The following is a 3,422-nucleotide window of genomic DNA, read 5'->3' as shown; positions in this document are numbered from 1 at the left end:
AAAGATCGACCCAGCTTCATCTGAAGTCTTGTTTCGATGCTTCGAGTTTGGTCTGAACTGATCACTTGATTCAATTAGAAGGAAGGCATCTTACGAGGTACCCGATGCGAGTTCAGCAAAAAAGCCCCCGCACGTCGCGGGGGCCCTCTGGGGGTTAACTGTGGCTTATAGTACTAGAAGCTAAGAAGAGAATCTCTTCTTCCCCAGACCGAAGAACCGATCAACAACTCATATTACCAACTCTGAACACCAAGAAGAGCTAGTCTTGTTGAGAAGAAACTGCTGGGCGACCCATCTGCTTCGTTCCCTTCATTAGCCACGGCAACCAGCGAAGCAATCTCCTCAATTCTGTCTTCCGAATCAAATGTCTCTGAAGTCAAGGACCCAAAAACAAAAAACTGTGGAGTTCTTACGTTAGTATTGGCATTACTGTTGTCAACAAAACCAACATCTCCTCCTTCACCCCCAACACTGAAGGCAAAGAAATCACCCATAAGAAATTTCACTCCATGGGCTGAATTGGCGTTGTTGATGTTGTTTCTCTGGAAATACATGTCCATGTCACCCCCGACTGCAGCTAATCGCAACCATGAGGTGTTTTTCTCTGGGTTCCCATAGTCGCTTACAATATTAGTAGCTATCTCCGAGTTCACTTCCTTTGGCAGATTTGCCACAATATTGTTATCCGAATTCCCATTGTTTATGTAGCCTAGGAGAGAAGGATAGGCAAGATTTGTTGCAATGTCCACATTCCCCAAGACCTTGATGTCGTACTTTCCATTAACCAGAGCCACCTTATGGGGATCATTTTCGTCATTCTCAAACCTAGTGTCGCCATTTATTACAAGATGGACTGCTTCGTTCTGCACTATACTAGATGGGATAGTCAGTTTGTTATCTCCATAAGAAATCACCAGACCTGATGTCGAGAATTCTGCAATGAACTGTCTCATATCTGCTTCGTGCCCTGTTGGAGGGTCAACATGGACAACATACTCGTCTCCAACATATTCGGCGGGCAGTACGTAGCTATTACCTGCTCCGTCTGTATCGTCCATTGAATAACGGATTTCTGTGACTTCTGTAGGAAAACTGGCCAAGTAATCTTCATACCATTCATTCAGATAGTCTTGTCTAGTCTTATCAGTCTGAACAAGCCAACTTTCAAGCCACTGCTCAATCGTCTCTTCACCAGGGTTGGTACCGGTGAAGCTTAATACAACTTCAGGACTGGTAAGAGTTCCTATCACAACATCCCCAGGAGTCGCTTGACTAGTCAGACTTAACGTCAAAGGATCATCGAGGATTATTGCGCTTCCAAACACAATATCTCCTGTAATTCCGCTATTTCCAGGACCAGCGTTCATCTTCTTCAAGACTCTGTCAAGTGTCCCCAATCTCAAGGCTGGTAAACCGCCCTGGGCAATCCCAACTCTTGATATTACTCCAAGTGAATACCGCTTTATTCCATTTTTTTCGGCAGAAGCTATCGTTATGTATCTAGCACCAACAGAGAAAACATAGCATTCAATGGAATACTCATTGCTTCCCAATCCTGCGTCTCCACTGTAATAATTGACTTCAGAACTCAGATCAAGACAACTCGTAGTCTCATTTATTGAGCTCACATAATCAAGCCACAATGCGCTCTCAGCACCCGCACGCGATGAGATACTGTTCTTGAAATCGTTTATTCCTGGCCAGCGAGACTGGAATTGCCCATGATCCTTGAGGAAGAAATGAGATCCGACCTCAACCGCATTGCCTGCAATATTTTGTACTCTTGAGATCGCCTTGTAACTCGCAAGAACATCTGTTGTTCTTGATAGCTGAGACCCAGTTGCAAGCAAGATAATCGTTCCAAGCGCAACAAAGCTTAAGGTAGCAACAAGAGCAAATCCTTTTCTTCTATTGCGTTGACAAGACCACATGAATGATCTCCTCCTTCTTACTAATCGTGTCACTCAATTCTATTCTGAACGAAAAAAGATCATTGTCCGAACCCAGCATTTCTTGAGTGATATCCACTACCTCAATGCTCCCCAGTCCTGCAAGACTTAACTTTCCTTCATATTCATTGCTCCCATTCAGATCGGTCAAGATTTTTCCGATTCTGTTTTCAATCTCCGCTTCAGTAGAGGATTCTCTCAGTATTCCGTCTTCCCTTATGTAAATCCTAACAAAACTTACTGCCGCCTCCATTGTGGAAGTATTTGCAATTCTTCCGGACATAGAGTTGTATCTAACTATCAAAAAGACTCCTCCAGCTACGAACAAGGCCAGCAAAGCAATCGATACCACTGCCTCCACAAGCGTAAATCCCTTTCTAATAGAACCTCACCGCCCCTCTGGCTTCCTTGGTGAGGATTGCTACACCAGGGTTCACCGGATCAAAATAAGTGAAGGTTGCAGTATAGCTGAGATAAGTTGTACCAGTTATCAAACTTACTTCAAACCCTTCTACATACTCAGCGATAATTGACATCAGTGTTCCCTGACCTTCTTTTCCTTCATACAAGTGAACAATCCTACTGAAATCTGGTTGGAAAGTTATCAATGATGACTTCGTCTCCCAACCAGAAGGGGTAACATTTGAAGGAATACTATTAGTGACAACTATCTGTGAATAAGGCTCATCTTGTGGCTCTTCGTCTTCTTCCTCATTACCAAACGAAAACAACACAGCAAACTGCCTAGAAACAAGATAGTTCATTGAAGAATGTAACTTCGTAATCTGCTCATCAATGGTCATAGACGCATTAGTACCTCTCGAAATTCTTAGAGACTGTGTTGAGACCAGAGTAACAATCAGTAGCACGACAGACGATATCGCCAGAGCTACCAGAAGCTCTGTCATTGTCATTCCCTTTTTCCTGGATTGATCAATAGTGAACAATTAAGTCCTCCATTTGAGCTAAATTCATTCTATCTACAAAGAAAACACGTAACTGACTTCAATTCAATCTAGCTTAATCAATGCCGGTACTGGATAAGAAATACAATAGGAGTACGAATAGGTAAGACAATGAAGTCCACGATTCTTAGGGCAAATGATCAAACACTATTCAGAATTATCAAATCAGTACGCTTCCACCTGAAACAATTTTATCACATTATCTTGAACAATAGCTCTCGACACTAACACCCATGCCAGATCGACCACGTTCTTGAGCAAAACCAGACATCGGATTTAAAAGGTCAAGAAGCTTTACTCATGTGAGGTTAATGCAAGAACATGCCACTACTCCTTTAAATGGAGCTCATTTTCTTGAAGGTTGGCAACCTTTGTCGAGCTCTAACGGGAGGGATTTGCTCTCAACTCATTTTCCCTGATGAACTTTGTGGATGACTCGCGATGAAATTGATTTCTCGACAGGGAGAGAATGAAGGTTAGTTGGCTCATCGAATTACAAACGACTTTT

The 3,422-nt window shown here is 42.9% G+C and carries 3 protein-coding genes; all 3 read right to left on the bottom strand.

All coding sequences use genetic code 11. From position 1 onward, the window contains the following. Positions 1-233: 233 nt before the first annotated feature. From ENN47_05670 to ENN47_05660, 3 genes are read right to left on the bottom strand one after another with little or no spacing between them, the layout of a single operon-like run. The gene (locus ENN47_05670) at positions 234-1,931 is read right to left on the bottom strand and encodes a hypothetical protein (protein ID HDP77662.1); all 1,698 of its coding nucleotides are present in this window, start codon (positions 1,929-1,931) and stop codon (positions 234-236) included. Further along, positions 1,909-2,331 carry a prepilin-type N-terminal cleavage/methylation domain-containing protein gene (locus ENN47_05665; GenBank protein ID HDP77661.1) on the bottom strand — a complete coding sequence of 141 codons (423 nt, stop codon included), beginning with the start codon at positions 2,329-2,331 and terminating at the stop codon, positions 1,909-1,911. The genes ENN47_05670 and ENN47_05665 overlap by 23 nt, the downstream gene beginning before the upstream one ends. Further along, positions 2,327-2,896, bottom strand: coding sequence for a prepilin-type N-terminal cleavage/methylation domain-containing protein (locus ENN47_05660; protein ID HDP77660.1), 570 nt, complete (start codon positions 2,894-2,896; stop codon positions 2,327-2,329). Before ENN47_05660 ends, ENN47_05665 begins: the two co-directional genes overlap by 5 nt. Between the last annotated feature and the right edge of the window lie 526 nt (positions 2,897-3,422).

The sequence above is a fragment of the Mesotoga infera genome (genome assembly GCA_011045915.1).
Taxonomy (GTDB): Bacteria; Thermotogota; Thermotogae; order Petrotogales; family Kosmotogaceae; genus Mesotoga; species Mesotoga infera_D.
This window is presented reverse-complemented; position numbering and strand designations above follow the sequence as displayed.

Bases quoted from the DNA above. Each gene is read 5' to 3' on its own strand.
- ENN47_05670 (HDP77662.1), bottom strand. From the start codon at position 1,931: ATGTGGTCTTGTCAACGCAATAGAAGAAAAGGATTTGCTCTTGTTGCT.